Raw genomic sequence first — 20,430 nt, 5'->3', positions numbered from 1 at the left:
GGCCGGGGGCTGGGCGTGCAGCGCGGTGCGCCGCACGCCCAGCCCCCGGCCGCCGCGGAACGCGGCGTCCACCCGGCGGCGCCCGTCCAGGTAGCGGATCCCCCGCAGCGCCCGGCCCTCCACCGGCACGCCCAGCGCCCCCAGCGCGGCGGCCCCGCTGGGCATCAGCCCCTCGCCGCACGCCTTGTCCACCGGCGTGGGCCGGGGCTCGACGACCACCGCCTCCATCCCGGCCAGTGCCGCGTGGATGGCGGTGGCCAGGCCCGCCGGTCCGCCACCGGCGACCAGGACGTCGATCACGTGGTCACCCGTCCGGGCGGCGCCGTGGCGAGCGAGGCCAGGGCGGTCTCCTCGCACCGGATCCGCACCACCATCAGCGCGGCGTTGAGCACGGTGAAGGTCAGCGCGGTGATCCAGGCGCCGTGCACCAGCGGCAGCGCCGCGCCCTCCACGGCCACCGCCACGTAGTTGGGGTGGCGCAGCCGACGCAGCCGGTAGGGGCCGCGCGTCACCGGCGGCAGGCCGGGCACCACGATCACCTGGGTGTTCCAGCGATGGCCCAGCGCGGCGATGCACCACCAGCGCAGTCCCTGCGCGGCGACCACCAGGACGAGCATGGGCCAGCCGAGCGCCGGGACGAAGGGCCGGCCGGACAGGCCCGCCTCCAGCAGGCACCCGGCCAGCAGGCCGGTGTGCAGGGCGACCATCCAGGGGTAGTGGCCCTGCCCGGACACCACCCCGCCACGGGCCGTGCTCCACCGCGCGTTGCGGCGCGCGATGACCAGCTCGGCGAGGCGTTCGGCCCCGACGAGCAGCACGAGCAGCAGGTACCACGACGAAAGATGCCAGGTCATCGGCCCCTACCAGCGCAGCAGGACGAGCTCGGAACAGAAGCCGGGCCCCATCGCGATCAGCAGCCCCGGCGTGCCCGGCGGCGGCGGCCGCAGGGCGAGGGTGTCCCGCAGGACGTGCAGCACCGAGGAGGAGGACAGGTTGCCGACCTCGGCCAGCGAACGCCAGGTGAGGTCCAGCGCGCCGTCGGGCAGCCGGAGCGTCTCGGCGACGGCCTCCAGGACCTTCGGGCCGCCCGGATGGCACACCCAGGCGGTCACGTCCCGCGTCGTCAGGCCGTGGTCGGCGAGGAAGCCGTGCACGTCGTCGGCCAGGTAGGCGCGCACCACGTCCGGGACGCTGGCGTCGAGCACCACCTGGAAGCCGGTGTCGCGGACGTCCCAGCCCATCACGCCCTCGGAGCCGGGATACAGGTGGCTCCGGGTGGCTAGCACCGACGGGCCCGCCTGTTCGGGCCGCCGCCCGTCGCCGCAGGCCACCACCGCCGTGGCCCCGTCGCCGAACAGCGCGCCGGCGACCAGGTTGGCGGGGGAGGCGTCACCGCGCTGCAGGGTCAGCGAGCACAGCTCGACCGAGAGCAGCACGGCCACGTGGTCCGGCCAGCCGCGCAGGTAGTCGTGCAGGCGGGAGATCCCGGCGGCCCCCGCCACGCAGCCGAGCCCGAACACCGGGATCCGCTTGACGTCGGGGCGCAGCCCCAGGCGGCCGACCAGCCTGGCGTCCACCGAGGGCGCGGCGATGCCGGTCACCGAGGTGAAGAGGATCATGTCCACGTCCTCCGGCGCGAGCCCGGCCGCCTCCAGCGCGCCGCCGACGGCCTCGGCCCCCAGGTCGACGGCGGAGCCGACGAAGACGTCGTTGGCCATCCCGAAGCCGTCGAGCTTGGCGTACTGGTCGAGGGGCAGGGCCAGATGGCGGAACTCGACCCGCGCGCCGGCGTGCAGGCGCTCCAGCAGCCGGCGGTCGGCGCCCTCGGGCAGGCATATCCGCGCGAACGCGTCGGTGATCTCGGCCTGGGAGTGACGGTTAGGCGGAAGAGCGCCGCGTACAGCGGCGATTCGCGTCATCTGAGAAGTACCTCCCGACGGCGGACAGCGGACATCTGGCTTTTGCCCACCTGCGCCTACGGCATGCCTCGCCCGGCTTGGACGATGACGCGGCGCCCGGCCGCCTACGATCGTTCCGTGACGACGAGCGGGCATGCGCGCCGGGACCGGGATCGAGTACGGCGGTCCGGGCTCCAGGCCGTCGCGGGGCTGGTGCGGGCCTGCCATCCCGGGCCCACCGCGGCGGTGACCGTCCTGGTCACCGCGCTGGCCGTGGCGAGCGGGCGCGACGCGGCGGGATGCGGCCTGGTGGCCGCCGCCGTGCTGACCGGGCAGCTCTCGATCGGCTGGTGCAACGACGCGGTGGACGCCGGGCGGGACGTCGCGGCGGGCCGTACCGGCAAACCGGTCGCCGCCGGCGCGGTGAGCGTCCGGACGGTGTGGGCCGCCGCCGCCGTGGCCCTGGCGCTCTGCGTGCCGCTCTCCCTCGCCTCCGGCCTGGCGGCCGGGGCCGTCCACCTCGTGGGAGTCGCCGCGGCCTGGGCCTATGACCTGTGGCTGAAGGCCACCGTGCTGTCGTGGCTGCCCTACGCCGTGGGATTCGGCGTGCTGCCGCCGTTCGTGACCCTCGGGCTGCCGGGCCATCCGTGGCCCGCGTGGTGGGCGGTCATCGCCGCGGCGCTCCTCGGCTGCGGGGCGCACCTGGCCAACGTGCTGCCCGACATCCCCGCCGATCTCGCCGCCGGGGTCCGCGGCTGGCCGCAGCGGCTCGGCCCCGCCCGCGTCCGCGTCCTGATCCCGGTGCCGCTGCTCCTGGCCACCGGGCTGCTCGTTTTCGGGCCTCCGGGGCCGGTCGGCGCCGGGGGCTGGGCCGCGCTCGCCGGGGCCGGGGCGTTCGCCGTCGCCGGGCTGGCGGTGAGACGCTCACCGCGCGTCCCCTTCGTGGCGGCCGTCGCCGTCGCGGCGGTCGACGTGCTGCTCCTGCTCGCCCAGGGCACTGAGATCACCGCGCTCTGATCCACTCCCGGACGGCGGGCCCGCGGGCGGCCCGGCCGTACTAAGAGATTTAAAGCATTTTTCCTGGTAAAGAGGGCTATAGATTTTTAATTCGGTTGCAGGAGCGGTGGATTTCTGACGTCATTGTCGTCGTCGGTTGATCGGCTGGAGGGAGGCGATGCGGGGATGACGTACAACGAGGTGATGGGTGGCCGTGCGCCGATCCGCATGTGGGCCGACCCGGCCGAGGTCGAGCCCCAGGTGATGCAGCAGCTGCGCAACGTCGCGAACCTGCCGTGGGTGCAGGGCGTCGCCGTGATGCCGGACGTGCACCACGGGATGGGCGCGACGGTGGGGTCGGTCATCGCGATGCGGGACGCGGTCTCCCCGGCGGCGGTGGGCGTGGACATCGGGTGCGGGATGACCGCGGTGAAGACCTCCTTCAGGGTCGACAACCTGCCCGACAACCTCGCCTACCTGCGTTCGAAGCTGGAGCAGGCGGTCCCCGTCGGGTTCGGCAACCACAAGCGGCCCGTCGACCCGACCAAGCTGCACGGGCTGAAGACCGCCGACTGGGCGGGCTTCTGGAAGGACTTCGACACCCTGGCCCCGGCCGTGCACCCGAAGCGGGAGCGCGCCGAGGTGCAGATGGGCACCCTGGGCGGAGGCAACCACTTCCTGGAGGTCTGCGCCGACGACGAGGGCGTGGTCTGGGTCGTGCTGCACTCCGGATCGCGCAACATCGGCAAGGAGCTGGCCGAGTTCCACATCGGGCAGGCCCAGAAGCTGCCGCACAACCAGGACCTGCCCGACCGGAACCTCGCGGTGTTCGTCGGAGGCACGCCGCAGATGGACGCCTACCGGCGGGACCTGTTCTGGGCGCAGGACTACGCGCGGCGCAACCGGGCGGTCATGATGGCCCTGGTCTGCGACGTGCTCAGACGCCACCTTTCGGGCATCACCTTCGAACAGCCGATCTCCTGCCACCACAACTACGTGGCCGAGGAGCGGTACGACGGCGTGGATGTGCTCGTCACCCGCAAGGGCGCGATCCGCGCGGGATCCGGCGAGTTCGGCATCATCCCCGGCTCGATGGCGACCGGCACCTACATCGTGAAGGGCCGGGGGAACGCCGGTGCGTTCAACTCGGCCTCACACGGTGCCGGTCGCCGGATGAGCCGGAGCAAGGCCAAGAAGACCTTCACGCTGGCGGACCTGAAGGCGCAGACCGACGGCGTCGAGTGCCGTAAGGACACCGGGGTGATCGACGAGATCCCCGGCGCCTACAAGGACATCCAGTCGGTCATGGCGGCCCAGGCCGACCTGGTCGAGGTGGTCGCCCGCCTCCGGCAGCTCATCTGCATCAAGGGCTGAGGCCCGCGCCGGGGGCCGAACGGCGGGAGGTCCGAGGAATCAACCGCCCGATTGCGATGTTGTGGGCATATACGGACCGACTATGGCAGGGGAGGGGGCTGGCCTTAGGCTGGCCCCCTGCCTGGATGAGGATGGACGAGAGGAGGTGACGCCCCATGTTGACGTTAAGCGACTCGTTCGGCCGGGTGGCGACTGATCTGCGGGTGTCCCTCACCGACCGCTGCAACCTGCGGTGTTCCTACTGCATGCCACCCGAGGGACTCGAATGGCTGCCCAAGCCCGACCTGCTGACCGCCGACGAGATCGTCCGGCTGGTGACCGTCGGGGTGGAACGGCTGGGCATCACCGAGGTCCGCTACACCGGTGGTGAGCCCCTGCTCCGCCGCGAGCTGGTGGAGATCGTGGCCCGCACCAGCGCCCTCCGTCCCACCCCCCAGGTCTCGCTGACCACCAACGGCATCGGGCTCGCCCGGCTGGCGGCCCCGCTCGCCGAGGCCGGTCTGCACCGGGTCAACGTCTCCCTCGACACCCTCGACAGGGAGACGTTCAAACGGCTCGCCCACCGCGACCGGCTGGCCGACGTGCTCGACGGCATGGCCGCGGCCGACGCCGCCGGGCTGCGCCCGGTCAAGGTCAACACGGTGCTGATGCGCGGGATCAACGATCACGAGGCCGTCGCGCTGCTCCACTACTGCCTGGAGCGGGGCTACGAGCTGCGCTTCATCGAGCAGATGCCGCTGGACGCCCAGCACGGCTGGCGCCGGGAGAACATGGTCACCGCCGACGAGATCCTCGCGCGGCTGCGAGACTCCTTCGACCTGACCGACGACGATCCGGTGGAGCGCGGCAGCGCCCCGGCCGAGCTGTTCCTCGTCGGCGGCGGGCCGGCCAGGGTCGGGGTGATCGGATCGGTCACCAGGCCGTTCTGCGGCGCCTGCGACCGGGTACGGATCACCGCCGACGGCCAGGTCCGCAACTGCCTGTTCGCCACCGACGAGTCCGACCTGCGCGCCGCGCTCCGCTCGGGAGCCGGTGACGACGAGATCGCCGAACGCTGGCTGGCCGCGGTCAAGATCAAGAAGGCCGGACACGGCATCGACGACCCGGCCTTCCTGCAGCCCTCCCGCCCGATGTCCGCGATCGGCGGATGAGCGCCCGCCATGACGCGTGCATCCTGGCGGGCGGCCGCGCCAGCCGCCTCGGCGGGCAGGACAAGCCAGGACTGCGCGTCGCCGGCCGCCCGCTGATCGAGTCGGTGGCGGCGGCCGTACCGGACGCCGGGAGGCTCATCGTCGTCGGGGCGCCCCGTCCCGGACTTCCTCGGGGGATCTTCGTCCAGGAGGATCCGCCCGGCGGCGGCCCGGTCCCGGCGCTGCGGGCGGGGCTGGCGGAGGTGACCGCGCCGTGGGTGGCGCTGCTCGCGGCCGATCTGCCGTTCCTGACCGCCGGGCACGTCTCGGCGCTGCTGGAGGCGGCGGGAACGGGAGCGGGAGCGGTGCTCGTCGACGACGGCGGGCGGGAGCAGTGGCTCGTCGGAGCCTGGCGTACGGCGGAGCTCGCCGAGGCGCTCGCCCGCTACGAGGGGCGGTCGCTGCACGGGCTTCTCGCCCCGCTGGCCCCCGTCGGGCTCCACCTCGCCGGGCGGCCGTGGTTCGATTGCGACACGGCGGAGGATCTGCGCCGCGCCCGGAACGGTGAGCCGGATGACCGGATGAGATGAGGAGTGAGAGTTGAACGTGCTGACGGAGTGGACCGAGCTGGTCTGCCGCGAGCTGGGTGTCGATCCCGCGACGATCGACCGCGACGCGCTGCTTGACCTGACCAAGGAGGTCGCCCACGGAGTGACCCGCCCGGCCGCGCCGCTGACGGCGTACGTGCTGGGACTGGCCCAGGGCGCGGGCTCGGCCCCGCCGGACGCGGTGGAACGGCTCACCGCGCTGGCGCGGGATTGGGAGAGAACGGCCGCCGAGACGACAGGCGACAGATAAAGGCCGGGAAAAGGGCGACGCCGGGTGGTTACGGGGGCAAACCACCCGGCGCCGCTTCATCGGCGTTCCGACGGGGGCCCGGAACGCCGGCACCAGTGCCCCGACGGGGGACCAGGGCACTTGGCTAAAGCGTACACCTCCTACCCCTGAGATGCGTCAAGACTTAGTCACGACCCGATCTCGCGTCGGTGGAGCGGGATCTCGTTCTGGCCGGTTTCCGCCACGTCAGGGGCGCTCGACGCCTCGCGCCGAGGGGCGTTGGCCCCGATAACGGCAACGTATGGTAAAAAGATCGCCCCGGCGAAGAGGAGCAGTTTGACGGGCAGCGGAGCCGGGACCGTGAAGGCGAGAATGAGGCAGACAAGCCGGATCCCCATCTTGATGAAATAGTTTCTCTCACGTTTCCCGATGTCCTCGCTCAGCGACGGCTGGGCATCGGTCACCTGATGGACCACCTGGTGCTTGTGCCATAGCTTCACAATTCCAACCTAGCCCCCCGGACGGGGAGGGGCGCCTCCACCCCGCGACCCGATGGGCGCGGGAGAGCGTGCGATCATGGCCGCCGGGTAAAGATGACGGCATGACGGATCGCACATACCGGGTGACCGAGATAGTCGGCACGTCCGAGGAGAGCATCGAGGCGGCCATTCGCAACGGCGTCCGCCGTGCCTCGCAGACCCTCCGTCACCTCGACTGGTTCGAGGTGACCGAGGTCAGAGGGCACATCGTCGACGGTGAGGTCGGCCACTTCCAGGTCGGGATGAAGGTCGGATTCCGCCTGGAGGACAACTGATCTTGTACGGCGGAGCCCGGCGGCGCAGACTACGGGGATGGAAGATCTACGCCGGACCACGGGAGCCGCGCTGGCCGCGGTGCTGCTGCTCGCCGGATGCTCCTCGACGGCGGGCGGCGCCCCGGCCTCTCCGGCCGCCTCCGCCTCCCCGGCCGCCTCCGCGGCCGCGCGCGGCTCCGCGCTCGACCAGACCGCCGCCGACATGCGGCGGACGGTGCAGAGCCTGCGCCGGGTGGACGACCTGCCGATGTACGAGATGACCTTCCACGGCTCCTACGACCGCGAGGCCTCCCTGAGCGAGGAGGACCTCGCCGGGCGTGCCGACGGCTGGGCCTGCTCGCTGTTCCACCTGGCGGGGGAGCGGCCGCTGTTCGGCCGGAACTTCGACTGGGACCCCAATCCGGCGATGGTCGTGCACGCCGACCCGCCCGACGGCTACGCCTCGGTGTCCATCGCGGACCTGTTCTACGTGCTCGGCAGCAACGCCGCACCCGACCCGGCCGACCCGCGGACCCGCCGCCGGCTGGCCCACGCCGTGCTCACCCCGTTCGACGGGGTCAACGAGAAGGGCCTGGCGATCGGCATGGCCGCGGTGCCCGACGGCGAACTGCCCCCCAGGACGCCCGGCCGCCCGTCCGTCGGCAGTGTGCGGATCATCCGGGTGATGCTGGACAAGGCCGCGACCGTGGACGAGGCGGTGGCGATCATGCGCCGCTACGACATCGACTTCACCGGCAGTCCGCAGATCCACTACCTGCTCGCCGACGCCACCGGGAAGTCGGCCGTCGTGGAGTTCTCCGGCGGCAGGCTCAACGTCATCGAGGACCGGGTGCTGACCAACTTCGCCATGGCCGGCACCACCCGCGAGCGGCGCATGGCCGACACCCGGTACGCCGAGCTCGCCAGGGGCCTCCCCGCGGCGAAGAGCTGGCGGGACGGGATGGACCTGCTCCAGCGGGTGGCCCAGGGGCACACCCGCTGGTCGGTCGTCTACGACCTCACCGACGCCACGGCCCGCGTGGTCACGGGCAAACGGTGGGAGCGGGTGCACACCATCCCGCTGGTCCGGCGCTAGCTCGCCTGGCTGACCGTCGACATGTTGAAGTCGGGCACCCGGATCGCGGGCATGACCGTGCGGGTGAAGTAGTCGCTCCACTCGCGCGGCAGGGTCTGCTCCGAGGCGCCGACCTCCGTGAGGCGGCCGAGCAGGTCCACCGGGCTCTCGTTGAAGCGGAAGTTGTTCACCTCGCCGACGACCTCGCCGTTCTCCACCAGGTAGACGCCGTCACGGGTCAGCCCGGTGAGGAGCAGGCTCTGCGGGTCCACCTCGCGGATGTACCACAGACAGGTGAGCAGCAGGCCGCGCTCGGTGGAGGCGATCATCTCCTCCAGCGACCGGCCGCCCTCGGGCCCCCGCATGATCAGATTGTCGATCGCCGGGGTCACGGGCAGCTCGGTCAGCTCGGCCGAGTGCCGGGTCTGGATCAGGCTCCGCAGGGTGCCGTCGGCGATCCAGTCGGTGGGCGCCAGCGGCAGGGTGTTGTCGAACACCGAGTTCTGCCTGCTGGAGGCGTGCGCCACCACGGACGGCGCGCACGCGATGCCCGGCGCGGCCGGATCGCTGTACAGGCGGATCGGGAGAGGGGAGAGGGTCTCCCCGACGCGGGTCCCGCCGCCCGGCTTGGAGAAGACCGTCCGGCCCTCAAGCGCGTCCCGGGCGCCGGCCGTCCAGTACAGGTAGACCATCAGATCGGCCACCGCCGCCGGCGGCAGCAGCGTCTCGTACCGGCCCGCCGGCAGGTCGATCCGGTTCTTCGCCCACTCCAGCCGCCGGGCCAGCGAGGCGTCCAGCGCCGCCACGTCCACGTCGGAGAAGTCGCGGGTGGCCACGCCCGTCCACGCCGAGCGCTTCATGTCCGGTGACTTGGCGTTGAGCTCAAGCCGGCCGGTGGGCTGGGTGTGCCGGAGGCGGGCCCCGGTCGAGGTGCCGACGAAGGTGGTGGTGACGATGTGCTCGGCGAAGCCGTACAGCCTGCGCCCGCCCGCCTCGGCCGTGGCGAAGGCCTCGCCCAGGGCGGGGGCGAAGGTGCCGAACACCCCGATGGAGGTGGACTCCGCCGGCAGGTCCCAGTCCGCCGAGCGGCCGCCCTCGACCAGCGGCCGGGCGTCCTCGGACGGCGTCGCGTCCTCCGCGGCGTGATCGGCGGCCGCGACGATGTCGGCGAGCTGCTCGGGGCGGACCGCCGCCCGTGACACCACGCCCACCCCCCGGCCCACGATCGAGATCACGGTGAGCTGCGACGAACGGCCCACGCCGTTGGTGGTGAGCGTGTTGCCCGCGAAACGCAGGTTGGCGCTGGACCCCTCGTCCACGATCACGACGACGTCGTCGGCCGTGGAGAGGTCCAGAGCCTTCTCGATCATTTCCTGGGGGCTCATCCCGATCCCTTCCCCATGGCCCGTCGAGGCGTCCGCCGAGGTGTGCTGTTCTCCGGTCCGCTCGCTCATGCGATCTCCCCGCCCCGTCCGCGGACGCCGCCGTGCCTGTCGCCGCGCCCGCTCAATTGCCACTCTCCTGCAGGGTGTTGAGGACGCGCACATCGCGGAAGAGCGCCGACGGGCAGCCGTGGCTGACCGGGGCGACCTGGCCGGGCTGGCCCTTGCCGCAGTTGAACGCGCCGCCCAGCACGTAGGTCTGCGGCCCGCCGACGGCCGCCATCGACCGCCAGAAGTCGGTGGTCGTGGCCTGGTAGGCGACGTCGCGGACCTGGCCGGCGATCCTGCCGTTCTCGATCCGGTAGAACCGCTGGCCGGTGAACTGGAAGTTGTAGCGCTGCATGTCGATGGACCAGCTCTTGTCGCCCACGACGTAGATGCCGCGCTCCACCCCGGAGATCAGCCCCTCGGTGGAGGGGCCGTCGGGCGCCGGCAGCAGCGAGACGTTGGCCATGCGCTGGATCGGCATGTGGCCGGGGGAGTCGGCGAAGGCGCAGCCGTTGGAGGCGCCGAGGTCCTTCAAACGCGCCATCCGCCGGTCGAGCTGGTAGCCGACCAGGACGCCGTCGGAGACGATGTCGAACCGCTTGGTCGCCACGCCCTCGTCGTCGTAGCCGATCGTGGACAGGCCGTGCTCCGTCGTGCGGTCGCCGACCACGTTCATCACCTGCGAGCCGTACACCAGCTCGCCGAGCCGGTCGAAGGTGGCGAAGCTGGTCCCGGCGTAGGCCGCCTCGTAGCCGAGGGCCCGGTCCAGCTCGGTGGCGTGCCCGACTGACTCGTGGATCGTCAGCCACAGGTTGGACGGATCGATGACCAGGTCGTACCGCCCCGCTTCGACGGAGGGCGCCTTCAGCTTCTCCTCGAGGAACTCGGGCAGGCGGGCCAGCTCGCCGGGGAAGTCCCAGCCGGTGCCGGTGAGGTATTCGAACCCCCGGCCGACCGGCGGGGCCAGCGTGCGCATCGTCTCGAACCGTCCGTCCTCGACCTTCATCACCTCCAGCTCGGGGTGCACGCGCACCCGCTGCTGGGTGGTGGAGGTGCCGGCGGTGTCGGCGTAGAACTTCTGCTCCTTGACCTGCTGCAGCGAGGCCTGGACGTGGTCCACGCGCGGGTCCCTCAGCAGGGCGTCCGACCAGTCGGCGAGCAGGGCGACCTTGTCGCGCAGCGGCACCTCGAAGGGGTCGACCGCGTAGGCCGACACCCAGGTGACGTCGGAGTGGACCGGTTCGGGGGCCAGCGTGATGGGTTCGCGGTTGACGGCGGCGGAGATGACGGCCACCTCCACCGCCTGCTCGGCGGCCTTCACCGCCGCCTCGGGGGTGAGGTCGATGCCGGAGGCGAAGCCCCAGGTGCCGTTCTTGACGACCCGTACGGCGTAGCCGAGATCGTCGGCGTCGATGGAGCCTTCGAGTGAGGCGTCGGACAGGCGCAGGGTCTCCGCGCGGACGCGCTCAAGCCGGAAGTCGGCGTGCTCGGCGCCGAGGTCACGGGCGCGTTGCAGGGCCGCGTCCGCCAGCCGCCTCATGGGCAGAGCGAGGAAATCGGGATCGATCTGGCGCATGTCAACGATCCTAACCCTGTGATCTTGTCCCTCACGGACAAGAGGTTTACCCCCCGGTAGCCGATAGCGTCAGCTCTATGGCTCGATCTGTTCTCGTAACCGGCGGCAACCGCGGCATCGGCCTCGCGATCGCCCGCCAGCTCGCCCAGGCCGGTGACGCCGTCGCCGTGACCTACCGCTCCGGAGAGCCCCCCGAGGGCCTCTTCGGCGTGCGGTGCGATGTGACCAGCACGGCCGATGTCGACGCGGCGTTCGGGAAGGTCGAGGCCGAGCACGGCCCGGTCGAGGTGCTCGTCGCCAACGCGGGCATCACCAAGGACACGCTGCTGCCGATGATGAAGGAGGAGACCTTCACCGACGTCATCGACGCCAACCTGACCGGCGCCTACCGGGTCGCCAAGCGCGCCACGCGCGGCATGCTGCGGCTCAAGCGCGGCCGGATCGTGCTGGTCTCCTCGGTGGTGGCCATGCTCGGCTCGGCGGGGCAGAGCAACTACGCCGCCTCCAAGGCCGGGCTGATCGGCTTCGCCCGGTCCGTGGCCCGCGAGCTCGGCTCGCGCGGCATCACGGTCAACGTGGTCTCCCCGGGCTTCGTGGAGACCGACATGACCGCCGGGCTGGAGGAGGCCTACCAGGAGCAGATCCGCAAGAACATCCCGCTGGGCCGCTACGCGAGCGCCGACGAGATCGCGCGCGTGGTCAGGTTCCTGGCCAGCGAGGACGCCGCCTACATCACCGGGGCCGTCATCCCCGTGGACGGCGGGCTGGGAATGGGGCACTGACGTGCCTCCTCCACTCCCCGGAAGGAGTGGCTTCCCGCCTCCGTCCGGAGGAGTGGGCGACGGACACGTCCTGCCCGTCGGAACACACGAACGATTCATCAGATGAGGGGCGGCACCCATGGGAATCCTTGAAGGCAAGCGCATCCTGGTCACCGGCGTCCTGACCGACGCCTCCATCGCCTTCTCCGTCGCCAAGCTGGCCCAGCAGGAGGGCGCGCAGGTCGTGCTGACCGGCTTCGGCCGCCTCAGCCTGGTCGAGCGCATCGCCAAGCGGCTCCCCGAGCCGCCGCCGGTGATCGAGCTGGACGTGCAGAACACCGAGCATCTCGACTCGCTGGCCGACCGTGTCGGCCGGCACCTGGACGGGATCGACGGCGTGGTGCACTCCATCGGCTTCGCCCCGCAGAGCTGCCTCGGCGGAAACTTCTTGAACACCCCGTGGGAGGACGTGGCGACCGCCCTGCACATCTCGACCTACTCGTTCAAGTCGCTGGCGGTCGCCTGCCTGCCCCTGATGAAGGAGGGCGGCGCGGTCGTCGGCCTCGACTTCGACGCGACCAAGGCCTGGCCCGTGTACGACTGGATGGGCGTGGCCAAGGCGGGCCTGGAGTCGTGCTCCCGCTACCTGGCCCGTGATCTCGCCAAGCACGGGATCCGCGTCAACCTGGTGGCGGCCGGGCCGCTGCGCACGATGGCGGCCAAGAGCATCCCCGGCTTCAAGGAGTTCGAGGAGGGCTGGCCGGAGAAGGCGCCGCTGGGCTGGGACCTGGGCGACACCGTGCCCGCGGCCAAGGCCTGTCTGGCCCTGATGTCGGACTGGTTCCCGGCCACGACCGGTGAGATCGTGCACGTCGACGGCGGCGTGCACGCGATCGGCGCCTGACCTCTGCCCGCCGGGCCTGGCCTCCCCGCCCCGCGGACCAGGCCCCGCCCGGCCGGCACCGGCAGGTGTCCGGCGGACCGCCGGTCACCGGGCCGGGCCGCCGGTCCGTGGGCGGTACGCCCGGGGCCCGGTCCGTGGATCAGGCGCGGCCGTGCGGGCTTCCGAGCGCGCCGGCCCGCTATAGTCGCGGGCCGTGACGATTGACGAATTGATCCGCCTCGTGCCGCCACCGGCGGAACCGGTCGACGCGCAGGGCGACTGGCGTGAGGTCGAGGCCGCCCTCGGGCTTGAGCTGCCCGCTGACTTCAAGACGCTCATCGAACGATACGGGCGCGGCCAGTTCGTCGACCTCATCACGCCGCTGACTCCGTTCGGCGCTCATGCCCTGCTGGTCCAGCACGCTCAGCGACTGCTGGACAGAGAGCGGCCTTTCCGTGAGAAGTATCCCGACGAATGCCCTTACCCGTTCTACCCGGAGCCCGGTGGTCTGCTGGAGTGGGCCGGCACCGACAACGGTGACTCGCTCTGCTGGCTGACCGAAGGAGAACCGGACGGCTGGCGCGTCGTGGTCTGGAATCCGCGCGGCGTCGCCTACGACGCGTCCGACGTCGGCGCGGTGGAGTTCCTCCACGGCTGGTTGAGCGGGCGGATCACCACGCCGTTATTGCCCGGCGAGGTCGAGCCGTCGCCGTGGTTCGAGCCGTTTCGCGAGCGTGAACACGTCTACGTCAAGCTGTCCGAGGGCGAGTCGCCCTACCACGAACGGCTGCGGATCCTGCGTGACGCACTCGCGCCCACGGCGGACCGGGGCTGCTACAGCGACGAGGACGGCGAGCGGCAGGACCACTTCGCCGCCACGGACCTCGGCTGGTCGCTGACCTACGAGACGGTCTACGGGCACCAGATCCGGGTCGCCTTCCCGCCTGAGGACGGAGAGCGGGCTCGCGTCACGCTGTTCGACGCGGCCCGCCGTATGGGCTGCCAGGTGTTGTCGACGACGACGCACCTCGGCGAGCCTGTCTGGACAGCCGCCGAGACCGCCACCACCGTCGGCGGCCAGGAGTCCGGCCCCGACACCTTCGACGGACCCCGGTAGGCGTGCGAACTGCCCGGCCGGCGCCGGCCGATGCCGTCGTTCCCGGGACGCGTGGCGATCGCCTCGGTCGTCCGGCGCACGAGGGCCGGATCGGCGGTCAGCCGGAGTACGGCGAGCGCCTGGAATCCCAGCAGCAGCAGCGGATCGACGTCCACGTCCAAGAACAGTGCGCCGCTTCGGCGCAGCCGCGCCGGTCCGCGTTTGGCCGCCATCTCCGGCCGGCCGGTTGCCTTGGCGATGTCGGGTAGGTTGTGCGGCTGGCGCGGGCCGTCGCCGGCCGGGGTGGTCGGCATCTGGCGGGAAGGTCTCCCCCGCAGGTCAGGAGCGGTCGGGCTCCTCACGCCAGGGCCGGGCCGTCACGGCTTCAGCTTGTCGGCCTCCCGGACGTCGTGGAGGTGGATGAGGACGTCGAAGGAGCGGGCGGCCGCAAGGTCGGCGAGCGGGTAGGGGTACTGCGTGCCGATGTTGCGCGTGGGGCGGGCGACGTCCAGCCAGGCGCGCGCCGCGGCCGGGGCGTTGCGGATGTCGAGGTAGTAGTCCCGGTAGCGGACCTTGTCGAGGGTGTACTCGTTCATGCCGGGCTTGGCCGCGCCCACGGTGAACTTCTTCCAGTCGCCGCCGAGAGCGGCGTCCTTCGACAGGAAGGAGCCCTGGTTGAAGGTGAAGCCGACGGGGAGATACTCCTTACCCAGTGCGTCGCGCAGGAACGACCCCTGCGTCTTGGGATACATCTTGGGATCGCCGGCCGCGTATCCGACGTGGTCGTTCTGCGCCGACAGAAGGATCTTGTCGCCGCTGCGCCGCTGCCACCAGGTGATGTTCTGGGCCATCACCTGGTCACGAAAGCGCTGGAGGGTGGCCACCGAATCCGGGTCTTTCACGTCTATGGTGAGGAATTTGGCGGTCTGGGCGATGGATCGGGTGTTCTGCTCGGCCCATTCGAACTCGTCTCCGCCGGAGCCCTTCAGGCTGCTGATCAGTTCCAGAGCCTGCTGTGCCTTGGCGGCGAGCTGCTGTCGTTCCGCGAGCGGCTTGCCCAGGTAGGCGAAGACGTCGTCGATCGGGCGCAGGCCGGTGTAGAGCTCGTTGAGCCGCGGCAGCGACTCCGGGTGGTGCTTTTGCACGTAACCGGTCACCCGGCCGAAGAACTCGTCGCTCAGTGTGGGGGCGCCGAGGTCGTCGCCCATGAAGTGGACGGTGCGGCCGGGGTGGCGGCGGTTGTAGTCCCGCATCCACTCGATGAGGCTCACGAACTCCTTGCGGTCCCACGGCGAGTTGGCCAGTGCCTCCTTCGCGATCTTGCGTGCGTCCCCCCTGCCGGTCTGGAGGTAGTCGTCGATCTGGAGTCCCGCGGACCAGCTCAGCTCCAGGGCGAAGGTGGTGAAGCCCTTCTCCTCGACGAGGTAGCGGAAGACCCGCTCCTTCATGGTGAAAAACTCGTGCGAGCCATGGGTGGCCTCGCCGAGACCGACCACCTTGGCGTCGCCGATCATCGCGCCCAGGGCTCGCAGATCGGCCGTGTTCCTCCCGGGCTCGGTCGAGCGCAACGGGTGCGCCGCCTGCTCCAGTGCATGGACCGGGTTCTGCTTCCCGCCGGGCATGTCGGCCAGGGCCGCCTGGGCCGTCACGGGGGCGAGGACCGCTCCCGTCACGATCACCGCCGTCGCCAGCAGCCGCCGTCGGCTGACACGCTTCCAGTCCTTAGCCATGCTTTTACCCCTTAACTTGCGTATTGCCACGTGAGGACACGTGAGAAGGATGAGACCTCACGGTGAGATCCATACGTCGACGAGAGTATGGCCACGCGAGTGCGCCCTCCCATGACGCTGACCAGCGTCTTCCGGATGAGGCGGGCTGGTGTGTCCGGGTAGGGCGGGCACTACCACGGGCCACCGAGCCGCCCCGGCGAGCCGCCTGGGCGGCGACATGGTCCACGTCGAAGTGTGCGGAGTGGCGGTTTCCGTCCTCGCCCTCGCCCGGCGAGTTCGACCGAGTCCTCCAACGACTCGACGACGAATGATCCGCTCGGCCGCATTCTGGAACAATCAGTCAGTAGGGCTCGGTCAGGTGGGGACGGAACGGGCGTGCCGGGGTGACGCACGGGGGCAGGTGGGACGGATTCCGGCCCGGCACGCCGGCAGTAGTCGCGACTCGGCGATGATCCGGTAGGTGCTCGGACCATGACCGGCGCTTTCGGGTTGAGCCGTTCAAGGATGCAGAAGACGTGGGCGGCCGGCGCCAGGGTCACGTGGTGGTGCCGGCCGGTCCAGGTGCGGCCCTCGAAGCGATCCAGGCCTGGGTGTACTGACCTGGGAGGTCAGGTACGCGGCCGGCGGGTGGACCTCGCCGAGGCTTCGCGCCCCGCCCGCCGCTCGGCCGTCACCGTCGTCTGCCTGCCTGCCTGCCTGCCTGCCGCTCCGGCTCGGATGAGGTCCACGGAGCAGAACCTAGGCCGTCCGCTGCCGCCCCATCCGGAGCGGCTCGAACGGCATCGACTCCTCCGCGCTCCGCTTGGCGTAAAGCACGCGGACGGCGAGGATCGCCACGACCAGCAGGCTGGCGGTGAGCACGGTGCCCAACGTGTCGGACGACCGGGTGGGCGTGACGGTCCCCTCACCGGTCGCCCGCCCCTGGAGGTCCCGCATGCGCCGCTGGAGCTCCTCCATGCCAGGGCGGGGCCACAGCAGCTCGACCCGGGGCGCCTCGGCGTCGATCACCGGGGGCGRCTGGGGGATCACMGGCTCGCCGACATCCGTGACGGGCGTCCGGGTCTCCGGCGGGCGGAGAGGCTCGGTCGGCAGCGGCACCGGCTTCTTGTGGGCGGAGTCGGGCCTGCCACTCCGGGAGGGGCGGGGATGTGATCGCGCGGGCGGCTGCTCCGTCTTCTCCGGGGCGGAGATCGCCGACGGGCTCGCGCATTCGGGGGAGGCCACCAGGGGGATGCAGACATCGTCGAGGACCTTGGGCAGCAGGCCGCCGTCGGCGGGCTTCTCCGTGGCGGCCCTGCTGTCCGGTGCGGGGGCGGACCGGGAGGAGCCGGCGTCGTCCGTGGACGCTCCCTCGGCGGCGCCGGAGCCGGAGCCGGTGGCGCCGGAGTCGTCTTCGGCCGCAGGCGGGGCGTCGTGGCCCGTGAGCCCGCCCACGACGTCGCCGACGGTGCCCACGGCCTTGCAGAGCCCGCCGGTTATCCCACCCAGCAGCCCGCTGTTGTCGCAGTCCACCTGTACGGCGGCGCTCGCGGTCGTGGCCGCGATCATGGGGATCCCGCCGCCCAGCGCCAGCGCCAGCACACCGGCAGAGATCGTGGTTCGCAATTGCCCCCCTTGCCCATCAACGATCGGACCTCGCTGACATCCGGGCGCCCCTCCCGTCACTCACTGACAGTTTTGTAGGGGAGCCGGAGTTTTCCAGGTGAAGTTGCGATTCGGTATCGACTAGTGATACGCGAGATGGATTCTCGTTCTGCCGGCCTCTCGGTCATCTCTCGGCGCCTCCCGCCTCTCCGGGCCTCAGTCGGCGGAGACGTCGTCGAGCGCCTCCCTGATCTCCATCGGCAGGGTGAGATCCTCGGCCTGGAGCACACCGGCCAGCTGGGCGTGGGTTCGGGCACCGACGATCGCCGAGGTCACCCCGGGCTGGTCGCGGACCCAGGACAGGGCCACCGACAGCGGCGAGACGCCGAGCCCCTCGGCCGCGGTCGTCACCGACTCCACGACCCGGCGGCACCTCTCGTCCAGGTAGGGCTTGACGAAATCGGCGAAGTGCGGGGTCGCGGCCCGCGAGTCGGCGGGGATGCCCGTGCGGTACTTCCCGGTGAGGACCCCCCGGCCGAGCGGCGACCAGGCGAGCACCCCGGCGCCGACGTGCTCGGCGGCCGGGACCAGCTCGCGCTCGGCCTCCCTGGCCAGCAGCGAGTATTCGACCTGGGCCGCGACGATCGGCACCCGGCCGGGAACGGTCCGCTGGCCGACGGCGGCGGCCGCCAGCTGCCAGCCGGCGTAGTCGCACACCCCGGCGTAGGCGGCCCGGCCCGAGGACACGATGGCGTCCACCGCGGCCAGGGTCTCCTCCAGGGGGACGGCGGGGTCGAAGGCGTGGAGCTGCCACAGATCCACCTCGTTGACCCCGAGGCGGGTCAGGGAGGCGTCGATGGCGGCGATCAGGTGCTTTCTGGAGGCGTCGCGAGGCCGGCGCCCGGTGGGGGTCAGCACGGCCTTGGTGGACAGCACCAGCTCCGAGCGCGGCACCGCGTCGCGGATCAGCCGGCCGAGCAGCCTCTCGGCCTCCCCGCCCGTGTAGACGTCAGCGGTGTCGATGAGGGTGCCGCCGGCCTCGGCGAACGTGCGGAGCTGCGCCGCGGCCTCCTCGGCGCCGGTGTCACGCCCCCATGTCATCGTCCCCAGTCCAAGGCGGGATACCGACAAGCCGCTCCGGCCCACATAGCGCTGCTCCATGATCCGGCCAGATTACCGGTCGGGCAGTTAAAAGTAGTGGAGTGAGGCCTGCAAGACTTGGCCACGTGACGACCTTGTTGCTGGCCAGACACGGCCTTACCCATCTCACCGGTCCGGTGCTGGCCGGCTGGACCCCGGATGTCCATCTCAGCGAGGCGGGACAGGCGCAGGCGGAGGCGCTGGCCACGCGGCTGGCGTCGCTTGAGCTGGACGTGATCGTCTCCAGCCCGCTGGAGCGCTGCCAGGAGACCGCCCAGGCGATCGCCGGCCGGCGGGACGGGCGGGCGGCGGAGGTGCTGACCGACGACCGGTTCGGCGAGTGCCGTTACGGCGAGTGGACGGGCCGCCCGCTGGGCGAGCTCGCCAAGGATCCGCTCTGGCAGGTCGTGCAGACCCATCCGAGCGCCGTGACGTTCCCCGGCGGAGAGTCCCTGCCCGCCGTCCAGCACCGGGCGGTGAGCGCCGTCCGGGAGTGGAACGAACGCCTGGGCCCGGAGGCGGTCTATCTCGTCTGCAGCCACGGAGACGTGATCAAGGCCATCGTGGCCGATGCCATGGGTCTCCATCTGGACCAGTTCCAGCGGATAGCCGCCGACCCCGCCTCGCTCACCGCGATCCGTTACACCCCTCTGCGTCCCTTCGTGCTCAGGCTCAACGATCTGGGAGGAGATGTGGCCGGACTGAGGCCTCCGGAGGGTTCGGAGCACAAAGACGGGGGAGAAAACTTCACCGGGAGCGATGCCGCAGTCGGCGGCGGAGCCGGGACCACGTAAGGTCGGGCTATGCCGGTCTTCGACTACGACCCACCCGAGAGGTTTGTGGCCGGTGCCGTTGGGCAACCGGGATCACGAGCCTTCTTCCTGCAGGCCCGGGGGCAGGGCCGGTTGACCACCGTCGGCCTGGAGAAGTTCCAGGTCGCCGCGCTGGCCGATCGGCTGGACGAGCTCCTCGACGAGGTGCTGCGGCGCAGCGGCGGGACCGCGCAGGTGCCCGCCACCGCCCCGGCCGCTCTCGCCGACAACGGCCCGCTCGACGTGCCGATCAGCGAGGACTTCAAGGTCGGCACGATGGCCCTGGCCTGGGATTCCGACACCGCACAGGTGGTGATCGAGGCCCAGGAGATCGTCGCGGAGGACGAGGAGCTCGAGGCGTCCCCGCTGGCCGAGCCCGCGGTGCTGCGCGTGCACATCAGCCCCGGCGCGGCCAGGGCCTTCACCAAGCGCGCCATGGCCCTCGTCGCGGCAGGACGTCCGCCCTGCCCGCTGTGCGGCCAGCCGCTCGACGCCGAGGGGCATATCTGCGTGCGTCTCAATGGTTACCGGGGTAGTAGCGCTTCATCGGTTGAAGGAGGCGAATGAGTGCCGAAAGCGAGCCCACGCTGAGCGCGGCGCCCACGACGGGGCTGGACGACGAGACTGCTCTGCGTCTGCTCCGCGACGGTCAGTTGGAGGTCGCCGGCCGGCTGGTCGAGGCGACCAACATGACGCTCTACTGTTCGGTCCGGCTGGGCGGGCTCGCGGCGGCCTGCGTCTACAAGCCCGTACGCGGGGAGCGCCCGCTCTGGGACTTTCCCGACGGCACCCTGGCCGCCCGTGAGGTGGCCGCCTTCGAGGTCTCGGCGGCGACCGGCTGGCGGATCGTCCCGCCGACCGTCTACCGCGACGGCCCTTTCGGCCCCGGCATGTGCCAGCTCTGGATCGACACCGATCCGGAGGTCGACCTGATGGCGCTCATCCGCAGCCGCCAGCCCGCCCTGCGGCGGATGGCCGTGTTCGACGCGGTCGTCAACAACGCCGACCGCAAGGGCGGCCATCTGCTCCCTCTGCTGGACGGCCACATCCACGGAGTGGACCACGGCGTCTCCTTCTCCGCCGAGGACAAGCTCCGCACCGTGCTCTGGCAGTGGCGCGGCAAGCCCCTGTCCCGTGAGGCCATGAACGTTCTGGCCCGGCTTGAGCGCGATCTGGAGCAGGGCCGCCTGGGCCGCCGTCTGCGCGAGCTCCTCACCCTGGCCGAGGTCGAGGCCACCTGGTCCCGGGTGCGCAGGCTCCTCGACACCGGCCTGCACCCCCTCCCGTCGCAGGACTGGCCCGCCCTCCCCTGGCC

General features: G+C 71.4%; 22 protein-coding genes. 13 read left to right on the top strand and 9 right to left on the bottom strand.

Going from position 1 to position 20,430, the window contains the following annotated elements:
* The 3 genes from CA984_RS29800 to CA984_RS29790 form a co-directional block, all read right to left on the bottom strand.
* The coding region (locus tag CA984_RS29800) for an NAD(P)/FAD-dependent oxidoreductase (protein WP_133061815.1) at positions 1-300 on the bottom strand (300 nt) is incomplete at its 3' end.
* Positions 297-854 (bottom strand): isoprenylcysteine carboxyl methyltransferase family protein, encoded by a 558-nt coding sequence (locus CA984_RS29795; RefSeq protein WP_086576830.1) that lies wholly within the window; start codon positions 852-854, stop codon positions 297-299. The genes CA984_RS29800 and CA984_RS29795, both read right to left, overlap by 4 nt.
* Before the next feature lie 6 nt (positions 855-860).
* Complete coding sequence (locus CA984_RS29790) at positions 861-1,919, bottom strand: type III polyketide synthase (RefSeq protein WP_086576829.1); 1,059 nt, start codon at positions 1,917-1,919, stop codon at positions 861-863.
* Between the two features lie 117 nt (positions 1,920-2,036).
* Between CA984_RS29790 and CA984_RS29785 the strand changes: the two genes are divergently transcribed.
* From CA984_RS29785 to CA984_RS29765, 5 genes are all read left to right on the top strand, one after another.
* Positions 2,037-2,915 (top strand): UbiA family prenyltransferase, encoded by an 879-nt coding sequence (locus CA984_RS29785; protein ID WP_242676246.1) that lies wholly within the window; start codon positions 2,037-2,039, stop codon positions 2,913-2,915.
* Between the two features lie 165 nt (positions 2,916-3,080).
* Positions 3,081-4,268 carry an RtcB family protein gene (locus CA984_RS29780; protein ID WP_086576827.1) on the top strand — a complete coding sequence of 396 codons (1,188 nt, stop codon included), beginning with the start codon at positions 3,081-3,083 and terminating at the stop codon, positions 4,266-4,268.
* A 155-nt stretch (positions 4,269-4,423) separates the two neighbouring features.
* A complete protein-coding gene (moaA, locus tag CA984_RS29775) occupies positions 4,424-5,419 on the top strand; it encodes a GTP 3',8-cyclase MoaA (protein ID WP_086576826.1) in 996 nt (331 codons plus the stop codon).
* Positions 5,416-5,988 (top strand): molybdenum cofactor guanylyltransferase, encoded by a 573-nt coding sequence (mobA, locus tag CA984_RS29770; protein WP_086576825.1) that lies wholly within the window; start codon positions 5,416-5,418, stop codon positions 5,986-5,988. Before moaA ends, mobA begins: the two co-directional genes overlap by 4 nt.
* 16 nt (positions 5,989-6,004) lie before the next feature.
* Positions 6,005-6,256 carry a DUF6457 domain-containing protein gene (locus CA984_RS29765; RefSeq protein ID WP_242676247.1) on the top strand — a complete coding sequence of 84 codons (252 nt, stop codon included), beginning with the start codon at positions 6,005-6,007 and terminating at the stop codon, positions 6,254-6,256.
* Positions 6,257-6,423: 167 nt separating this feature from the next.
* Here the strand turns inward: CA984_RS29765 and CA984_RS29760 are convergent, their stop codons facing one another.
* Positions 6,424-6,735, bottom strand: a complete 312-nt coding sequence (locus tag CA984_RS29760) for a DUF3099 domain-containing protein (RefSeq protein ID WP_086576823.1) — start codon at positions 6,733-6,735, stop codon at positions 6,424-6,426.
* Between the two features lie 101 nt (positions 6,736-6,836).
* Here CA984_RS29760 and CA984_RS29755 point away from each other — a divergent pair, with 101 nt between their 5' ends.
* Both CA984_RS29755 and CA984_RS29750 read left to right on the top strand, forming a co-directional pair.
* On the top strand, positions 6,837-7,049 hold the full coding sequence (locus tag CA984_RS29755) for a dodecin (RefSeq protein WP_086576822.1): 213 nt from the start codon (positions 6,837-6,839) through the stop codon (positions 7,047-7,049).
* Positions 7,050-7,086: 37 nt separating this feature from the next.
* Positions 7,087-8,124, top strand: coding sequence for a carcinine hydrolase/isopenicillin-N N-acyltransferase family protein (locus CA984_RS29750; RefSeq protein ID WP_086576821.1), 1,038 nt, complete (start codon positions 7,087-7,089; stop codon positions 8,122-8,124).
* Here the strand turns inward: CA984_RS29750 and CA984_RS29745 are convergent.
* Both CA984_RS29745 and CA984_RS29740 read right to left on the bottom strand, forming a co-directional pair.
* The gene (locus tag CA984_RS29745) at positions 8,121-9,488 is read right to left on the bottom strand and encodes a metallopeptidase TldD-related protein (protein WP_086576831.1); all 1,368 of its coding nucleotides are present in this window, start codon (positions 9,486-9,488) and stop codon (positions 8,121-8,123) included. The genes CA984_RS29750 and CA984_RS29745 overlap by 4 nt on opposite strands.
* Before the next feature lie 121 nt (positions 9,489-9,609).
* Complete coding sequence (locus CA984_RS29740; RefSeq protein ID WP_086576820.1) at positions 9,610-11,109, bottom strand: TldD/PmbA family protein; 1,500 nt, start codon at positions 11,107-11,109, stop codon at positions 9,610-9,612.
* Positions 11,110-11,186: 77 nt separating this feature from the next.
* On the opposite strand from CA984_RS29740, the gene CA984_RS29735 reads away from it, so the two are divergent.
* The 3 genes from CA984_RS29735 (at position 11,187) to CA984_RS29725 (ending at position 13,870) form a co-directional block, all read left to right on the top strand.
* Positions 11,187-11,891 carry a beta-ketoacyl-ACP reductase gene (locus CA984_RS29735; protein ID WP_086576819.1) on the top strand — a complete coding sequence of 235 codons (705 nt, stop codon included), beginning with the start codon at positions 11,187-11,189 and terminating at the stop codon, positions 11,889-11,891.
* Positions 11,892-12,009: 118 nt separating this feature from the next.
* The gene (gene fabI, locus CA984_RS29730) at positions 12,010-12,774 is read left to right on the top strand and encodes an enoyl-ACP reductase FabI (protein ID WP_086576818.1); all 765 of its coding nucleotides are present in this window, start codon (positions 12,010-12,012) and stop codon (positions 12,772-12,774) included.
* 193 nt (positions 12,775-12,967) lie between these two features.
* Entirely contained in the window at positions 12,968-13,870 is a 903-nt protein-coding gene (locus CA984_RS29725) for an SMI1/KNR4 family protein (RefSeq protein ID WP_086576817.1), read from the top strand.
* Between the two features lie 356 nt (positions 13,871-14,226).
* Here the strand turns inward: CA984_RS29725 and CA984_RS29720 are convergent, their stop codons facing one another.
* The 3 genes from CA984_RS29720 to CA984_RS29705 form a co-directional block, all read right to left on the bottom strand.
* Positions 14,227-15,579: an erythromycin esterase family protein gene (locus CA984_RS29720; protein WP_086576816.1), complete on the bottom strand. Its 1,353-nt coding sequence runs from the start codon at positions 15,577-15,579 to the stop codon at positions 14,227-14,229.
* A 738-nt stretch (positions 15,580-16,317) separates the two neighbouring features.
* Positions 16,318-17,184, bottom strand: a complete 867-nt coding sequence (locus CA984_RS29710) for a hypothetical protein (RefSeq protein ID WP_133061814.1) — start codon at positions 17,182-17,184, stop codon at positions 16,318-16,320.
* A gap of 195 nt (positions 17,185-17,379) precedes the next feature.
* Positions 17,380-18,324, bottom strand: coding sequence for an aldo/keto reductase (locus CA984_RS29705; protein WP_086576813.1), 945 nt, complete (start codon positions 18,322-18,324; stop codon positions 17,380-17,382).
* A gap of 65 nt (positions 18,325-18,389) precedes the next feature.
* On the opposite strand from CA984_RS29705, the gene CA984_RS29700 reads away from it, so the two are divergent.
* The 3 genes from CA984_RS29700 to CA984_RS29690 form a co-directional block, all read left to right on the top strand.
* Entirely contained in the window at positions 18,390-19,097 is a 708-nt protein-coding gene (locus CA984_RS29700; RefSeq protein WP_086576812.1) for an MSMEG_4193 family putative phosphomutase, read from the top strand.
* A gap of 9 nt (positions 19,098-19,106) precedes the next feature.
* Positions 19,107-19,682 (top strand): DUF3090 domain-containing protein, encoded by a 576-nt coding sequence (locus CA984_RS29695; RefSeq protein ID WP_086576811.1) that lies wholly within the window; start codon positions 19,107-19,109, stop codon positions 19,680-19,682.
* On the top strand, positions 19,679-20,430 hold a 752-nt coding region (locus CA984_RS29690; protein WP_086576810.1), incomplete at its 3' end, for an SCO1664 family protein. The genes CA984_RS29695 and CA984_RS29690, both read left to right, overlap by 4 nt.

The organism is Streptosporangium minutum (genome assembly GCF_002149035.1).
Classification (GTDB): Bacteria; Actinomycetota; Actinomycetes; order Streptosporangiales; family Streptosporangiaceae; genus Streptosporangium; species Streptosporangium minutum.
The sequence above is the reverse complement of the archived record's forward strand: the minus strand, read 5'-3'. Positions and strand labels throughout refer to the sequence as shown.